At 40.2% G+C, this 14,474-nt stretch carries 15 protein-coding genes; 11 read left to right on the forward strand and 4 right to left on the reverse strand.

Features of this window, described 5'->3' with window-relative positions:
* Nucleotides 1-34 precede the first annotated feature (34 nt).
* The gene (locus ACOV1Q_RS02250; RefSeq protein WP_424492813.1) at nt 35-232 is read right to left on the reverse strand and encodes a Sec-independent protein translocase subunit TatA/TatB; all 198 of its coding nucleotides are present in this window, start codon (nt 230-232) and stop codon (nt 35-37) included.
* A 114-nt stretch (nt 233-346) separates the two neighbouring features.
* Between ACOV1Q_RS02250 and ACOV1Q_RS02255 the strand changes: the two genes are divergently transcribed.
* Genes ACOV1Q_RS02255 through rfbD form a run of 7 tightly spaced genes read left to right on the forward strand, consistent with a single transcriptional unit; the run spans nt 347 to nt 7,740 of the window.
* Nucleotides 347-1,216 carry a M23 family metallopeptidase gene (locus ACOV1Q_RS02255; RefSeq protein WP_424492814.1) on the forward strand — a complete coding sequence of 290 codons (870 nt, stop codon included), beginning with the start codon at nt 347-349 and terminating at the stop codon, nt 1,214-1,216.
* Nucleotides 1,217-1,222: 6 nt separating this feature from the next.
* On the forward strand, nt 1,223-2,713 hold the full coding sequence (locus tag ACOV1Q_RS02260; RefSeq protein WP_424492815.1) for a GH3 auxin-responsive promoter family protein: 1,491 nt from the start codon (nt 1,223-1,225) through the stop codon (nt 2,711-2,713).
* Nucleotides 2,714-2,735: 22 nt separating this feature from the next.
* Nucleotides 2,736-4,451 (forward strand): DUF6909 family protein, encoded by a 1,716-nt coding sequence (locus ACOV1Q_RS02265; RefSeq protein WP_424492816.1) that lies wholly within the window; start codon nt 2,736-2,738, stop codon nt 4,449-4,451.
* A gap of 10 nt (nt 4,452-4,461) precedes the next feature.
* The gene (gene rfbB, locus ACOV1Q_RS02270; RefSeq protein ID WP_424492817.1) at nt 4,462-5,481 is read left to right on the forward strand and encodes a dTDP-glucose 4,6-dehydratase; all 1,020 of its coding nucleotides are present in this window, start codon (nt 4,462-4,464) and stop codon (nt 5,479-5,481) included.
* Nucleotides 5,481-6,338, forward strand: a complete 858-nt coding sequence (gene rfbA / locus ACOV1Q_RS02275) for a glucose-1-phosphate thymidylyltransferase RfbA (protein WP_424492818.1) — start codon at nt 5,481-5,483, stop codon at nt 6,336-6,338. The genes rfbB and rfbA overlap by 1 nt, the downstream gene beginning before the upstream one ends.
* On the forward strand, nt 6,338-6,886 hold the full coding sequence (gene rfbC / locus ACOV1Q_RS02280) for a dTDP-4-dehydrorhamnose 3,5-epimerase (protein WP_424492819.1): 549 nt from the start codon (nt 6,338-6,340) through the stop codon (nt 6,884-6,886). Before rfbA ends, rfbC begins: the two co-directional genes overlap by 1 nt.
* Entirely contained in the window at nt 6,883-7,740 is an 858-nt protein-coding gene (gene rfbD, locus ACOV1Q_RS02285) for a dTDP-4-dehydrorhamnose reductase (protein WP_424492820.1), read from the forward strand. Before rfbC ends, rfbD begins: the two co-directional genes overlap by 4 nt.
* A 7-nt stretch (nt 7,741-7,747) precedes the next feature.
* On the opposite strand, the gene ACOV1Q_RS02290 is transcribed toward rfbD, so the two are convergent.
* A complete protein-coding gene (locus tag ACOV1Q_RS02290; protein WP_424492821.1) occupies nt 7,748-8,440 on the reverse strand; it encodes an SRPBCC family protein in 693 nt (230 codons plus the stop codon).
* A 249-nt stretch (nt 8,441-8,689) separates the two neighbouring features.
* Here ACOV1Q_RS02290 and ACOV1Q_RS02295 point away from each other — a divergent pair, with 249 nt between their 5' ends.
* Both ACOV1Q_RS02295 and ACOV1Q_RS02300 read left to right on the forward strand, forming a co-directional pair.
* On the forward strand, nt 8,690-9,679 hold the full coding sequence (locus ACOV1Q_RS02295) for a UDP-glucuronic acid decarboxylase family protein (protein WP_424492822.1): 990 nt from the start codon (nt 8,690-8,692) through the stop codon (nt 9,677-9,679).
* Nucleotides 9,680-9,763: 84 nt separating this feature from the next.
* Nucleotides 9,764-10,543, forward strand: coding sequence for a glycosyltransferase family 2 protein (locus tag ACOV1Q_RS02300; RefSeq protein ID WP_424492823.1), 780 nt, complete (start codon nt 9,764-9,766; stop codon nt 10,541-10,543).
* Here ACOV1Q_RS02300 and ACOV1Q_RS02305 read toward each other — a convergent pair.
* Nucleotides 10,532-11,839 (reverse strand): phenylacetate--CoA ligase family protein, encoded by a 1,308-nt coding sequence (locus ACOV1Q_RS02305; RefSeq protein WP_424492824.1) that lies wholly within the window; start codon nt 11,837-11,839, stop codon nt 10,532-10,534. The two genes, ACOV1Q_RS02300 and ACOV1Q_RS02305, sit on opposite strands and share 12 nt — an antisense overlap.
* 92 nt (nt 11,840-11,931) lie before the next feature.
* On the opposite strand from ACOV1Q_RS02305, the gene purD reads away from it, so the two are divergent.
* On the forward strand, nt 11,932-13,206 hold the full coding sequence (purD, locus tag ACOV1Q_RS02310) for a phosphoribosylamine--glycine ligase (protein WP_424492825.1): 1,275 nt from the start codon (nt 11,932-11,934) through the stop codon (nt 13,204-13,206).
* On the opposite strand, the gene ACOV1Q_RS02315 is transcribed toward purD, so the two are convergent.
* Nucleotides 13,198-13,428: a DUF6341 family protein gene (locus tag ACOV1Q_RS02315; protein WP_424492826.1), complete on the reverse strand. Its 231-nt coding sequence runs from the start codon at nt 13,426-13,428 to the stop codon at nt 13,198-13,200. The genes purD and ACOV1Q_RS02315 overlap by 9 nt on opposite strands.
* 40 nt (nt 13,429-13,468) lie before the next feature.
* On the opposite strand from ACOV1Q_RS02315, the gene ACOV1Q_RS02320 reads away from it, so the two are divergent.
* Nucleotides 13,469-14,392, forward strand: a complete 924-nt coding sequence (locus ACOV1Q_RS02320; protein ID WP_424492827.1) for a DUF6427 family protein — start codon at nt 13,469-13,471, stop codon at nt 14,390-14,392.
* The last annotated feature ends 82 nt before the right edge of the window (nt 14,393-14,474 follow it).

The raw sequence follows: 14,474 nt of genomic DNA on the forward strand, positions 1-14,474 counted from the left end.
TCTGGTTGGGTTTTTTCATTTAATAATCTCTCAACTATATCTTTTTTTGATCTTCGCCTTTATTGTCTATAGGCTCATCATCTTTTGAAGCATCTTTAAATTCCTTTATTCCGCTTCCCAATCCTCGCATTAATTCAGGGATTTTTCTACCTCCAAATAATAATAACACTACGATCACGATAAAGATGATCTGAGGTGTTCCAATCCACAATGGTAAAAATATTGCGCTCATAATGATTTATTTAATGCCGCAAAGTTAACAATAAAACTTTAAAACCTTGGTTTCTGTTCTGAATAAAAAGATTAAAATTAACTTTATCATATCTTTGCCTAAGGCGATATTAAAATGACAAACAATAAAGAACAAAAAAAGAAATTCACCAAAAAGCTTCTGCACAAGTACAGGATGGTTATCCTGAATGAAGATACGTTTGAGGAAAAGGTTTCTTTTAAGCTTACACGGCTAAATGTGTTTGTGGTCGTCACTCTTGCAGCCATTCTGTTGATAGCAGGTACCACAGTGCTTATAGCTTTTACCGGACTTCGGGAATACATTCCCGGTTATTCTTCTACTGCCTTAAAACAAAGAGCAGCCATGCTTGCTTACAAGACAGATTCCCTGCAGAATGTGGTGGAGTTAAATAACCAGTATTATAGTTCCATTAGAAAAGTTCTGGCAGGTGATGTAAAAACGGTAAATTTTAATCGTGATTCGCTTATAGAGTCACAAAGAATAAATTCTGATGAAGTTGATCTTGCACCTTCCAGGGAAGATTCCTTGTTGCGGGAGAAAGTAGCTCATGAAGATAAATATAATCTTTTGGAGACCGCTACCTCACGTGCTAACTATGCACTTTTTCCGCCGGTAAAAGGACCGCTCTCTTCAAAATATAATATTGAGGAAAAACATTATGGGGTAGATGTGGTCGTTGCACAAAATGCACCCGTAAAAACCGTTGCCGATGGTACTGTCTTGTTTGCCGAATGGACTGCAGAAACAGGAAATGTAATCATCATCGAACATAGTTATGGATTAATTTCTGTCTATAAGCACAATTCTTCTCTTACAAAAGAACAGGGGGAACGGGTAAGAAAAGGGGAGGTTATTGCCGCTGCAGGCTCTACAGGAGAATATTCTACCGGCCCGCATCTTCATTTCGAATTATGGAGCGAAGGCCAGCCCGTCAACCCTACAGATTTCATTGATTTTCAATAAGATTCTATGTCTATAAAAACATTTGGAGCAAAGATTTTTGCTATATATATTCAACGTAAAACCGATTCATGGGCATCCCGTCCTGTAGAGGTTCAAAAAAAGGTATTTGAAGAGCTAATTTCCACAGCCAAAAATACACGGTTTGGGAAAGATCACCATTTCAAGTCCATCTCCAGCATGAGGGAATTTGCTAAAAGAGTTCCGGTGCGGGATTATGAGGAATTGAAGCCCTGGGTAGACAAAATGGTGGCCGGAGAGAAAGACATATTATGGCCGGGAAAACCGCTGTACTATGCAAAAACTTCCGGGACCACAAGTGGCGCAAAATATATACCGTTGACAAAGGAATCAATGCCTACACATATATCAGCAGCCAGAAATGCCATTTTAAGCTACATAAACGAAACGGGAAAAGCCGATTTTGTAGATGGGAAAATGATCTTTCTTCAGGGAAGTCCCGAACTTGAGGAGAAAAATGGGGTAAAACTTGGTAGACTTTCTGGGATTTCGGCACATTATGTTCCCACATATCTTCAGAAGAACCGGATGCCCAGCTGGGAAACGAATTGCATTGAGGACTGGGAGACAAAAGTAGATGCCGTTGTTGAGGAAACCGTGAAGGAGGACATGTCTGTAATTAGCGGGATTCCATCCTGGGTACAGATGTATTTTGAACGGCTGCAGGCAAAGACCGGTAAGAAAGTGGGGGAGATATTTCCTAATTTTAACCTGTTCATTTACGGCGGAGTAAATTTTGAACCCTACCGTGCGAAGTTTGAAAACCTGATTGGTCGAAAAGTGGATAGTATAGAGCTTTTTCCGGCTTCGGAAGGCTTTTTTGCATACCAGGATAAACAGGATGCCAAAGGTATGTTGTTGCTGCTAAACTCGGGGATCTTCTATGAATTTATAAAAGCTGATGATTTTTATTCTGAAAATCCGGAGCGCTTTACGATTGGAGAAGTGGAGCTGAATGTCAATTATGTGATGATCGTTTCCACCAGTGCCGGCCTGTGGGCTTACAATTTGGGAGATACCATACAATTTACGTCTTTGAAGCCTTACCGCGTAATAGTTTCGGGAAGGATCAAACATTTTACTTCGGCTTTTGGGGAGCACGTGATTGCAAAAGAAGTAGAACAGGCCATGCAGGAAGCGGTTGCAAAGCATCATGCAAGTATTTCAGAATTTACGGTAGCGCCGCAAACAAATCCTTCAGGAGAACAGTTGCCCTACCATGAATGGTTCATTGAATTTGAAAAAGAGCCGGATGATTTATCAGCCTTTAAAACTTCTTTAGACAAATCACTTCAGGAACAAAATTCGTATTACAAAGATCTTATTGATGGCAAGATCCTTCAGCCGCTGGTCATCACTAAGATTCCTGCGGAAGGTTTTCAGAAGTACATGAAATCCATTGGAAAATTGGGAGGTCAGAATAAATTGCCGAGATTGTCAAATGATCGCAAAATCGCGGAATTTTTAGAAAAATTATAAAAGATAGAAGAGTTAAGAATATATGAGTAATTTAAAATTGAGAGGTCGCACCAGGGCACAGGAAAGTTCAAGCGCCATAGAGCGTATGTATATTACTATGCGACATTTATTTAACAGGGGATTTTATAAGCCTATGGGTGTTTCGGGGGAAACGCTGCGTGAGGCTTTGCTTGTTTTACGACCCGAAATATATGGATCTGTAGCAGAAGAAAAAGTAGAATTGAACGGTTTACTTTATGTAATTGATCGTCTTCCAATAGGAATTGAAGAATGCCGGTACATCAACCTTACCAGTGATGAAGGCTACGGAAATTCACATTTCAAACCTATTGTACCTCCTAAAAGAAGAAGGAATTGCTACCGAATTGATGAGGAGCAAATGAACATTGAGATCACACGAGGTAGATCTGAAATATATGATATTCTTACTCACCTTACCTTTATTTTTGTGGAATCCCACAAGATAATGCGCCGCGTGATTATTGATGAAGAAGGAGAAGTAACGCGTGACTGGGAGAAGTTGCAAGTAGCGGTTATGAAAGAAGAACTGTCGCAGGCAGAGCGGGAAGTCGCCCTTACCCATACGGCAAACATACTGGGCAGGACCTTTAAGGAAGTAAACACTATTTATCCAATGTTCAGTATTCCGGGAAAGAAAGATCGTTTTCTGCACCTGGTGTATTGGCTGGGGAAACTGGCCATGGATGAGCTGGTAGACAATAAGAAGCGTATCGTTACTTTTAGTCCGGTGTTGAGAGAAAGACTGGGTCACCACATTCATGGGGAAATTTGGGCGAACAAGATTAAGGAAGTGATGTTGGAAAAGAACCTTTTGAACAGGCCGCTTCACATCATAAGTGCAAATATGCACAGTGTAATGAACACCTTGTATGCTCCCCGAGCCTTAAAAACCGAACTTACAAAAAAGCCTATTTCTGGTATTTATGAAGATCTTAGCAATAATGCGAATGGGAAACTTCGTACTAAGGTGATGAAGGCGGCTTTGGAGGAAGGCATGACATTTATTGAGGATACAAGCGGTGCCAATATTGATGTACAGATTTTCGACACCGCAAAATACAAGGTCGAACTTTCTCCTTTTGAAATGAAGAAGGACTTAAAAGACGAAGAAAAACCGGTGATCATGGTGATGGATTATGCTTTTGGAGAACAGGCGTATGAAACCATGGATGAAATGCTGAAGCCTTACCAGAGTGAGCACGGGAATATCCACATGAACGTGGCTTCTATTTCTATTATGGGGAAAGCCGGGATCTTAGTGGGAGGCAAAGGAGATATTATGATTCCTTCCGCACATTTATTCGAAGGAACTGCAGACAACTACCCATTCAAAAATGAGCTTTCCAAAGAAGATTTGGAAGGAAATGGAATACCGGTTTCTGACGGTTCCATGATCACTGTTCTGGGAACTTCTCTTCAAAATAAAGATATTTTGAGGTTCTTTCATGAATCTACCTGGAACGTGGTTGGACTGGAAATGGAAGGTGCTCACTATCAAAAAGCCATCCAGGCGGCTTCCAGGCTTCGGAAGAACATAAACGAAGACGTAAAAGTACGTTACGCCTATTATGCATCAGATAATCCCCTGGAAACAGGTAGTACACTGGCATCCGGCGGACTCGGGACAACAGGTGTGAAACCAACTTACCTGATAACTGAAAAAATTCTGCAGCAAATTTTATCTTCCGAATCAGAAAATGGGAAGGAGATAAAATAAATTACCAAGAATGGAGAAAAAGGTTCAAAATATTTTGATTACTGGAGGTGCAGGATTTATCGGGTCCAATTACATTAACTTGTTTTACGATGAGAGTAATATCCAGATCGTAAACCTCGATAAGTTGACCTACGCCGGGAATCTTGAGAACCTTAAAATCCAAAACAAAGAAAATTACACTTTTATTCAGGGGGATATTTGTGATAAAGAACTTATTAAGAATCTTTTCGAAAAATATCATTTTCAGCAGGTAATCAATTTTGCTGCGGAATCTCACGTAGATAATTCCATTTTAGACCCTTCAGCTTTTGTTGAAACCAATATTTCCGGAACTTTTAATTTGCTTCAGAATGCCTATAAGCTCTGGATGGAGAAGCCTTTTGTTCTGAATGAGGGATTCAAAAATGCCAGATTTCTGCATATTTCTACAGATGAGGTCTATGGAACATTGGGAGACGAGGGACTTTTTACTGAAGAAACACCGTATGCGCCCAATAGCCCGTACTCAGCATCAAAAGCTGCATCAGATTTTCTAGTCCGCAGTTATTTCCACACCTATGGCTTACCTGTTTTGACGACCAATTGTTCCAATAATTATGGTCCTAATCAACATGATGAAAAATTGATTCCGACTATCATAAGAACGGCTTTAAAGGAAGAACCCATTCCAATATACGGGGAGGGAACTAACGTAAGGGACTGGCTGTACGTTTCAGATCATTGCAAAGGGATTAAACTGGTACTCAAAAAGGGCAAATTAGGAGAGACTTATAATATTGGTGGGAGAAACGAGCGGCAGAATATTTATATCGCGCAACAAATTTCAGAAATTCTTGATAAGCAGCAACCGCGGAAGAATGGCAAATCCTATAACGATCTTATTACTTTTGTGGTAGACCGGCCGGGGCACGATAAAAGATATGCCATTGATGCCAGCAAAATAGAAAAAGAGCTTGGCTGGAAAGCTGAAGAAAATTTTGAAAGCGGAATAGAAAAAACGGTTCAATGGTACCTGAAAAAATATAATTGATGAAAGGAATTATTTTGGCAGGAGGCTCGGGAACGCGATTGCACCCATTAACGCTGGCGATAAGCAAGCAGTTGATGCCGGTGTATGATAAGCCTATGATTTATTATCCGCTCTCGACCTTAATGATGGCCGGAATCAGGGAGATTCTTATCATTTCTACTCCAAAAGACCTCCCTTTATTTAAAGATTTGTTAGGCGATGGAAGCAGGTATGGATGTGTGTTTGCATATGCCGTTCAGGAAAAACCGAATGGTCTTGCTGAAGCTTTTATTATTGGAGCAGATTTTATCGGAAATGATAAAGTAGCGCTTATTCTTGGCGACAATATTTTTTATGGCTCCGGTCTGGATAAACTTCTACAGGGCAACAATGATCCCAACGGGGGAATTATTTATGCGTACCACGTTCAGGATCCCAAAAGATATGGGGTGGTGGATTTTGATACATCGGGAAAAGCAATTTCTATTGAAGAAAAACCGGTTGCACCCAAATCTAATTTTGCAGTCCCCGGAATCTACTTTTACGATAATGAGGTGGTGGAGATTGCGCGTAGTATAAAACCCTCCAGGCGCGGAGAGCTAGAAATTACCGATGTAAACAATCACTACCTACAAAAGGAACAACTGCACGTAAGCATCCTGGACAAAGGAACAGCCTGGCTGGACACAGGAACTTTTAATTCCCTCATGAACGCTTCGCAGTTTGTGCAGGTGATCGAAGAGCGGCAGGGTTTAAAAATTGGCGCAATTGAAGAAACCGCTTATAAAATGGGGTATATCAATAAACAGCAACTTCATAAATTGGCAAAGCCTTTGCTGAAAAGCGGATACGGCGAATATTTATTACAACTGGATTAATGTTAGCACTCGAAAATACACCTTTAAAAGATTGTTTTTTACTCAAACCTTCCGTTTTTGAAGATGAAAGGGGAACCTTTTATGAGAGTTACAATCAACAGAGGTTTGAAGAAACCACAGGTTTAAAAATAAATTTTGTTCAGGATAACCAGTCAACATCTCAAAAAGGTGTTTTACGAGGTTTTCACTTCCAAACCGGCGCACATGCCCAGGCAAAACTGGTGCGAGCCGTTGCGGGAGAGGTTTTAGATGTGGTGGTTGATCTTCGGCCAGATTCTCCCACCTTCAAAAAATCCTATAAGGTGGTTTTAAGCAACGAAAACAAGCTGGAGCTGTTTGTGCCTGCAGGATTCGCTCACGGCTTTCTTACGATCTCTGAGGCTTCTGTTTTTGCTTATAAATGTGACCAGTACTACAACAAGCAAAGCGAGGCAGGAATCATCTGGAACGACCCAACTTTAAATATTGACTGGGAATTCTCTGAAAAGGATATCATTCTTTCCGAAAAAGATGCTTTGCTTCCTAATTTTGAAGAACTTGACCTATGAAAAAGGTATTGGTCACAGGAGCTTCAGGCCAATTGGGGCGGTGTTTTAGAAAAATGGAAAATGAGTTTCCTAATCTCGACATCACCTTTACCTCGGCCGAAGAACTGGATCTAACCCTTTTTGGAATGGTTGATACCTTCATCAAAGATCATAATTTCGACTATTGTATCAATTGTGCCGCCTATACCAACGTGGAACAGGCAGAAACCAGCCGGGAAATGGCATTTTTAATAAATTCTGAAGCAGTGAGGAATCTTGCACAGGCATGTGCTGAAAATGCTACCTGTCTCATTCATTTTTCTACAGATTATGTCTTCGACGGAAAAAAAGAGACACCGTATTCCGAAGAAGATGAGACAAATCCAATCAATGTCTACGGAAGTTCAAAACTATCGGGAGAACATTACATTCAGCAGAAACTGGACAAATTTTTCATCTTCAGAACCTCCTGGTTATATTCAAATATTGGGCACAATTTTTTTAATACAATTCGCAAAAAGCTTAAATCCGGAGCTGTATGTAATATTACCAGCGCACAAAAAGGAACGCCAACAAATGCTTATGATTTAGCAGCTTACATCCTGAATATTATTTCTTCAGAAGAAAAGCACTACGGAATTTACCATTATAGCAACCTTGGAGAAGCAACCTGGTACGACTTTGCACAGGAAATTATACACCTTTCAGGAAAAACGGAGGAGGTAAGGCTCATAGAAAATAACGATTTTGAAACTGTAGCCGAGCGGCCTGCGAACAGCGTTTTATCTAAAGAGAAAGCTATGTCTACGTTTTCAGGAGAAATTCCTCATTGGAAGGAAAGCCTGGCCCAGTTATTTAAAAATGGCATTTCCTGATATTTTTCTATAGCTTTCCAGCAAGATCTCGTTCTCCAGGTTCGTTGTACTCTTCCATGAATTGTTTAAAATTTGATACATCATCTTTCACCATCTTTTCAAATAGCGGATTGATCAATCTCGCAGCACCTTCCCCCGGAATTCCACCCGGCGCGCTGTAGGAGATCACTACATCAACTTCTGTCCCGTAACCTGGAATTTCTTTAAATTCAACTTTTCCTGCATTTTCAATGTCAGAGCCCGGTAAAGACTGCCATCCAATAAATTCATTTTGTCTAATTTTTACAATTTCACTTTTCCAGCTCAGGGTACCAACTCCGCCGGGAAGTTCTGCTTTCCATAATGAAATATGATCGTTTATACTATTAACACTTTCCAGGTGTTCCATAAATAAAGGTAGATTTTCAAACTTACTCCAGAATTCAAAAACTTCTTCAGGAGGACGCCCTACAGTTTGGGTTACTCTTATATTAACGTTCCTGCTATGGGCATCGGGTTTGGTTTTTCCCATGGCATCATAAATTCCGCAGTAGCCGGTGGCGCCACGAAAAAGAAGGAAACCTGCGAAAGCGGCTTCGGTAAAGCTTTTCTCTTTTTTTCCCAGTGCGTCATAAAGTATATATGCACCTCCCAAAAGGGAAATTATTCTTTCATTTTTGCCTACGTTTGGGTTGAGTCCGGGTATGGTTAGTTTTTTCATTTTTCTTCAAATTTTCTATTCTTCAAGGTAATGATTAAACTTATAAAATCAACTTAAGAGGCTCAAAATTAGGGTTAAATTATACTTAAAGCTGGTGTGCTTTATAATTTCTGAAGAGATTCAGGAGTCAATTTAATATAAGGTTCCCGCCCTGGAAATCTAAAAAAACCGTTAAGTATTTTATATGGAACAACAGAAGCAGGTGCAACTAAAAATTATTTCTTATTTTCAATTTAAATTAACCAACCAATGGCAAAGAGAATATTAATTACAGGGGCAGCCGGGTTCCTTGGATCACATTTGTGTGATAAATTTATTGATGAAGGATTTTATGTAATTGCGATGGACAATCTTATCACGGGGGACCTTCGTAATATCGAGCATCTTTTTAAATTGGATAATTTTGAATTTCATCATCACGATGTTACCACTTTTGTTCATGTTCCGGGAAAACTAAATTATATTCTTCATTTTGCATCACCGGCCAGTCCCATTGATTATTTGAAAATTCCTATCCAGACTTTAAAGGTGGGTTCCCTGGGTACGCACAACCTTTTAGGTTTGGCAAAAGAGAAAAATGCGCGTATTCTCATCGCTTCCACTTCTGAAGTTTATGGAGATCCTCTGGTTCACCCGCAAACCGAGGAATACTATGGAAATGTCAATACCATAGGTCCACGGGGAGTATATGACGAAGCCAAAAGATTCCAGGAGTCTATCACTATGGCTTATCACCGCTATCATGGCCTCGAGACAAGAATAGTTAGAATTTTTAATACTTATGGACCAAGGATGCGGTTAAATGACGGGCGTGTCATTCCGGCGTTTATAGGTCAGGCGTTAAGAGGAGAAGACCTGACGGTTTTTGGAGACGGTTCTCAAACGCGTTCCTTTTGCTACGTAGATGATGAAATAGAGGGGATTTACAGGCTTTTATTGAGTGATTATTCAGAGCCTGTGAACATTGGAAATCCGCATGAGATCACTATAAAAGATTTTGCTGAAGAGATCATCAAACTTACGGGCACAAACCAGAAGATCGTCTATAAACCTTTGCCAAAAGACGACCCCATGCAGCGCCAGCCGGACATTTCCAAAGCCAGGGAAATCTTAGGATGGGAACCAAAGGTTTCCAGGAGTGAGGGAATGCAAAGAACCTACGATTACTTTAAGAATTTAAGCGAAGAAGAACTTCACAGGAGTGAACACAAAGATTTTTCACAACACGTTAGAAAGTAGCCTGGAAAGTTGCAGTAGAATTTTTATGGAAAATATTTTCAGAAATAAAAATAAAATATTACTGTACCCAAAAATGGCATTTTAATGAAGAATTCTCCTGTGGTATCTATAGTGATGCCCGCTTATGATGCATCAAAATTTATTTCTGAAAGTATAGATTCTGTAAGGGCACAGACCTTTGCAGACTGGGAATTGATAATTATTGATGATGCTTCTAAAGATGAGACAAATCATCTTGTGAAGGAGTATGTGCAACAGGATCAACGCATCAAACTGCATACGCTTCCCGTGAACCAGGGTGCAGGATTCGCTCGAAATATTGGAATAAAAGCTTCAGAAGGGGATTTCATTTCGTTCTTAGATGCAGATGATCTTTGGAAACCCCATAAACTTCAGGCTCAGCTGGATTTTATGAGAAACCACAAGCTTTCCATGTGTTATTCCAGTTATGAATTGATGGATGAAGAGGGAAGGAGTCTTCAGGAAATGGTAAAAGCGCTTGAAAAGCTGACCTTTTCCAAGCTGCTGAAGGCAAACTATGTGGGTAATCTCACCGGAATTTACAACGCGAAAGAACTTGGGAAAATCTATTGTCCGCCCATTAGAAAAAGACAGGATTGGGCGATGTGGCTGCAGACGCTTAAAAAAGCGGGTGAGGCAAAAGGTATTTTGGAACCCCTGGCTACTTACAGGATGAGAAGAGGTTCTATTTCGGCAAATAAACAGGAAATGTTACAGTATAATTATAAAGTTTACAGGAAAGTACTAAAATTTTCTGCGCTAAAAAGCAGCTATTGGATTTCGAGATTTTTATACGAACAGTTCTTTGTGAAAAGTAAGCAGCTGGTGAAGCTAAAGCAGTGATTCAAACTGTTTCAGTTTTCCCCTTTTACTCCGGGTGAGAGTGGTTTGATGAACAAATTCCAGCTCCAGCCCTTCTTCCAGATAGTCTGTCATGGCTTTTCTTACCTTTTCTAATTTATGCTTCGAAAGTGCCATTTCTGAAACATATAAGATTTTGAATTTATCAGTTTCCGTTTGTTTGACCACGAATTCTTTTACCAGGCCTTCGTCTTCAATCACGGTTTTAGTGACATAATAAAAGGTAAGTCCCGGTACTACTTTTCCGCTGGGCAAAACAGCAACATCATTTGTTCGCCCGGAAAGTTGCTTTAAAAGCGGCTTTTTGGCACTGCTGCCAGCATCTAGGCTGCCCATATCTCCAATGTCATAACGAATAAATGGATGGGCTTTGTTGTACAACGAGGTTACTACAATTCGGCCTTCTTCTCCTATGGGAAGCACCCTGTTTTGCTCATCCAGAATTTCAACATACATGGTTTCACTGTTAAAAATCCAATCTTTTTCGGCATTTTCGAACGCTAAAAGCCCCAGTTCGCTAGCGCCGTATTCATTCACCACCGGTACTCCAAATTGTTTCTCCATGAGGATCCTATCTGTTTCAAAAAGCATTTCACTGGTGACAATGCATAATTTCAGGTTAGGAGAAAGGGTTTTAAGAATCATATTCTTCTTCCGAAGAAATTTAGCAAACAGCACGATGGAACTGGTGTAACCGTTGAGATAATCAAAATTCCTATTTCTGAAATCAACCAAAAATTCCTCCATTTTTGACTCATTGAGATTGAAAATGGGAAAGCGGTAGCGAAATCCGAAGCGATCTTTTAACCGTTCTTTGAAGTATCCGAAGCGATCCAGCGGAATGCCGTAAAACCGGGCCTGAATAGATTTATCCAGGTCAATACCATACCACTTGTAACGATCAATGAATTCAGCCCATGAAAGTGCGTGGCAAAAACGGTCTTTTGCGAAAATAAAAGGAATTCCACTGGAGCCGGAAGTCTTGCCTACATAAACTTTTTTCAGGTTAAAACCGGTGCTTAAACGCTCCCCGAGCGGCCGCTGTAAATCTTCCTTTTTCATTACCGGCACGTCCTTCCACTCCCGAAAAGGACTGTTTCCGAAGAAATTTTTATAAAAAGAATTATTTGTAAGATGATATTGAACGATCTCTTTTTTTCTCTGCTCAACAAAAGCGGGATATTCGGCCGCAGGAATCCCCTGGATTTCCTTCAAAGCCTGTTGCGCTTTTTTAATGGGAAACCTGTTGAGTTGTAGAGAAAGGCTAAACCAGTTCAATGGCGAAATAATTTCTTTTTTGTGTGAATAAATTGGTGCTTCAATTTACAAACATTTATTTTTGACACAAGAATTAAAACCACTTTGAAAATATGAACATTCTAATATTGGGTTCAGGCGGGCGCGAGCATACTTTTGCGTACAAGATCGCACAAAGCAAGAATTGCAGCAAATTGTTTGTTGCTCCCGGAAATGCGGGAACTTCAAAAATAGCATCTAATGTTGCTATTAAGGTGACCGATTTTGAGGCCATAAAAGAATTTGTGCTCAAGGAAAGAATGGAAATGCTCATCGTGGGTCCAGAAGATCCCTTGGTACAGGGAATTCAGGATTATTTTGAAAAGGATGAGCAGCTTAAAAATGTGATGGTTATTGGTCCTTCAAAAAGAGGCGCTCTTCTTGAAGGTAGTAAAGAACGTGCCAAGGAATTCATGGCATTGTACAAAATTCCAACAGCTGCCTACCAAAGCTTTACTGCGGAAAGTTTAGACGCCGGGAAGCAATTTCTTGAAACTCTAAAGCCGCCATACGTGCTAAAAGCAGACGGTTTGGCCGCAGGAAAAGGGGTTTTGATCCTTAACGACATAGAAGAAGCCAGAACAGAACTGGAAAACATGCTCACCCACAGTAAATTTGGAGAAGCCGGCTCTACCGTAGTGATCGAAGAATTTCTCGACGGAGTGGAATTAAGCGTTTTCGTCCTCACTGACGGTGAAAACTATTTGACCTTGCCAACCGCCAAAGACTATAAAAGAATTGGAGAAGGCAACACTGGATTGAATACCGGTGGAATGGGAGCGATTTCCCCGGTTCCGTTTGCCGATGAGGTTTTTATGAAGAAAATTGAGGACCGAATTGTCAAACCAACGGTAGAGGGTATTAAAAAAGAAAAGATCACCTACAAAGGCTTTATTTTCATCGGACTTATAAAAGTAGGGGAGGAGCCTTACGTCATTGAATATAACGTGAGAATGGGCGACCCAGAGACAGAAGTGGTGCTCCCAAGGATAAAATCTGATCTTGTAGAGGTTTTCAAGAAGACTTCTGAAGGAAAGCTGAATGAGGTGAACCTGGAGATCGAGGAACAGTCTGCAGCTACAGTAATGCTGGTTTCAGGCGGTTACCCCGAAGCTTATGAAAAAGGTAAAGTAATTACAGGTCTTGAAAATATAGAAGATTCACTTGTTTTCCACGCAGGGACTTCCGAAGAAAATGGAACGGTAAAAACGAATGGAGGCCGCGTGATCGCTGTGACTTCCTTTGGGGAAGATTACAAACAGGCACTAAAAAAATCTTACCAAAATGTAGAAAAACTACATTTCGATAAGATGTATTTTAGAAAAGATCTTGGTTTCGACTTATCCTAAGAAGGAATGAGCAGAAGGGTCTCTGTCTTCTTCGTTATTGTCGTTGAAACTTTTGAGTTGCTTCATCCAGTAAACAAATGCTGCCATTGCAACTATAACAAAAATCCAGTTGAGAAGGTTAGCTAACCACCAGCTGTCAAGTTCCAGCGTGCGCAGGTAATCTAATGGAGCAAATGCAATATCTTCAAAAAACGACTGTATGCCTTCAAAAAAATCCCTCATTGTACATATATTTAGAGTCACAAAAATATAAAAAACCTCAATGCTAACAAGCTTTTTTAGCAAAACAAGGCCTATTAGTTTTATTGTAATTGCCACTTACATGGTGATCTTCTACAGTCTCGCTGTTTTTGACGGTAATTTTGAACCGACTCTTTTGGAGATTTCTAAAGAAGTTATGGTGCTGGTAGTGTTCATCTTAAGCAGCGTTCTTATGGATTTCATTGCGAAGCGAAATGAGATCACCTCAAGAAATGCATATAAAACCATCCTTTTTGCCGCCTTTGCCTGCATGTTGTTTGCTGCACTCAAGAATGATGATGTGATGCTGGCCAATTTTTTCGTACTCCTGGCAATGCGGCGGGTGATAAGTTTAAAAACGCAGCGTGAGACGAAGAAAAAGATTTTTGATGCGACCTTATGGATTTGTGTTGCTTCCCTTTTTTATTTCTGGTCTATTCTTTTTGTGGGCGTTGTTTTCTTCGGAATTATTATTCACGTGAGTCATAATATCAGGAATTGGCTGGTACCGGTTTTATCTTTTCTAACTATTCTATCCATTGGTACCTGTGTGAGTCTACTTATAAATGATACTTTTTATACTTTTTCTGAATGGTTTCAGGAGAGTAAATTTGATTTTTCTGAATATAGGAATCCGGCGGTTCTTTTTCCTGTATCTTTTTTACTGGCCTTAAGCCTTTGGTCACTGGTTTTTTACCTGGGAATTATTCAAAGGGCGAGTTCTATGTTAAAATCCTCCCTGCTCCTGGTTTTGCTGTACTTTTTCATCGCCATAGGAGTGGCGGTTCTCGCACCTACCAAAAACAGCAGCGAATTGATCTTTTTTCTTGCGCCACTAGCCATTATAGTAACCAACTATTTTCAGTTGCTAAAGGACAAATGGTTTCAGGAAGTCTTATTATGGTTGGTAGTAAGTCTGCCGGTGCTGCTTCTGGTTTTGTTCTAGAGGTTCCAAAAATGGTATTTTCCGGGATAATTTTTTAATTTCATAAGGGCGCAGGAGCATTTGATTAAGCCGCCTATCTTTA

The organism is Salinimicrobium maris (genome assembly GCF_049680855.1).
Lineage (GTDB): Bacteria > Bacteroidota > Bacteroidia > Flavobacteriales > Flavobacteriaceae > Salinimicrobium.

Excerpts from the sequence above, each read along its gene's own strand:
- ACOV1Q_RS02250 (WP_424492813.1), bottom strand. The coding sequence starts at position 232 with ATGAGCGCAATATTTTTACCATTGTGGATTGGAACACCTCAGATCATC.
- ACOV1Q_RS02255 (WP_424492814.1), top strand. The coding sequence starts at position 347 with ATGACAAACAATAAAGAACAAAAAAAGAAATTCACCAAAAAGCTTCTG.
- ACOV1Q_RS02260 (WP_424492815.1), top strand. The coding sequence starts at position 1,223 with ATGTCTATAAAAACATTTGGAGCAAAGATTTTTGCTATATATATTCAA.
- ACOV1Q_RS02265 (WP_424492816.1), top strand. The coding sequence starts at position 2,736 with ATGAGTAATTTAAAATTGAGAGGTCGCACCAGGGCACAGGAAAGTTCA.
- rfbB (WP_424492817.1), top strand. The coding sequence starts at position 4,462 with ATGGAGAAAAAGGTTCAAAATATTTTGATTACTGGAGGTGCAGGATTT.
- rfbA (WP_424492818.1), top strand. The coding sequence starts at position 5,481 with ATGAAAGGAATTATTTTGGCAGGAGGCTCGGGAACGCGATTGCACCCA.
- rfbC (WP_424492819.1), top strand. The coding sequence starts at position 6,338 with ATGTTAGCACTCGAAAATACACCTTTAAAAGATTGTTTTTTACTCAAA.
- rfbD (WP_424492820.1), top strand. The coding sequence starts at position 6,883 with ATGAAAAAGGTATTGGTCACAGGAGCTTCAGGCCAATTGGGGCGGTGT.
- ACOV1Q_RS02290 (WP_424492821.1), bottom strand. The coding sequence starts at position 8,440 with ATGAAAAAACTAACCATACCCGGACTCAACCCAAACGTAGGCAAAAAT.
- ACOV1Q_RS02295 (WP_424492822.1), top strand. The coding sequence starts at position 8,690 with ATGGCAAAGAGAATATTAATTACAGGGGCAGCCGGGTTCCTTGGATCA.
- ACOV1Q_RS02300 (WP_424492823.1), top strand. The coding sequence starts at position 9,764 with ATGAAGAATTCTCCTGTGGTATCTATAGTGATGCCCGCTTATGATGCA.
- purD (WP_424492825.1), top strand. The coding sequence starts at position 11,932 with ATGAACATTCTAATATTGGGTTCAGGCGGGCGCGAGCATACTTTTGCG.
- ACOV1Q_RS02315 (WP_424492826.1), bottom strand. The coding sequence starts at position 13,428 with ATGAGGGATTTTTTTGAAGGCATACAGTCGTTTTTTGAAGATATTGCA.
- ACOV1Q_RS02320 (WP_424492827.1), top strand. The coding sequence starts at position 13,469 with ATGCTAACAAGCTTTTTTAGCAAAACAAGGCCTATTAGTTTTATTGTA.